1 protein-coding gene is annotated in these 782 nt (G+C 64.8%); it reads right to left on the bottom strand.

From position 1 onward, the window contains the following. The coding region (locus QQK25_RS23310; protein WP_284190095.1) for a phosphomethylpyrimidine synthase ThiC at positions 1-782 on the bottom strand (782 nt) is incomplete at both ends.

The raw sequence follows: 782 nt of genomic DNA, 5'->3' as shown, positions 1-782 counted from the left end.
GCCTTGTCCGGGTCGAGGCCCAGGTTGAACTGGTCGTCCCAGCGGAACTCGTAGCGGGCTTTACTCAGCGCGTTGTCGCGGATCTGCGCGCCCGGGTGGCCCTTGGCGAGGTCGGCGGCGTGGGCGGCCAGCTTGTAGGTGATGATGCCTTCCTTCACGTCGTTCTTGTCCGGCAGGCCCAGGTGCTCCTTGGGGGTGACGTAGCAGAGCATCGCGGTGCCGTACCAGCCGATCATCGCGGCGCCGATGCCGCTGGTGATGTGGTCGTAGCCGGGGGCGATGTCGGTGGTGAGCGGGCCGAGGGTGTAGAACGGGGCTTCCTTGCAGTGCTTCAACTGCAGGTCCATGTTCTCCTTGATCATGTGCATCGGCACATGGCCCGGGCCTTCGATGATGGTCTGCACGTCGTGCTTCCAGGCGATGTCGGTGAGCTCGCCGAGGGTTTCGAGCTCGCCCAGCTGCGCGTCGTCGTTGGCGTCGTAGATCGAGCCCGGGCGCAGGCCGTCGCCGAGGCTGAAGGCCACGTCGTAGGCCTTCATGATTTCGCAGATGTCCTCGAAGTGGGTGTAGAGGAAGCTCTCCTTGTGGTGCGCCAGACACCACTTGGCCATGATCGAGCCGCCGCGGCTGACGATGCCGGTCATCCGGTTGGCGGTCATGGGGATGTAGCGCAGCAGCACGCCGGCGTGGATGGTGAAGTAGTCGACGCCCTGCTCAGCCTGCTCGATGAGCGTGTCGCGGAAGATCTCCCAGGTGAGCTCCTCGGCCTTGCCGTTCACCTT

Source organism: Zoogloea oryzae, from assembly GCF_030161255.1.
Lineage (GTDB): Bacteria > Pseudomonadota > Gammaproteobacteria > Burkholderiales > Rhodocyclaceae > Zoogloea > Zoogloea oryzae.
Note: the sequence above shows the minus strand (reverse complement) of the source record. Positions and strands in the feature narration are given on the sequence as shown.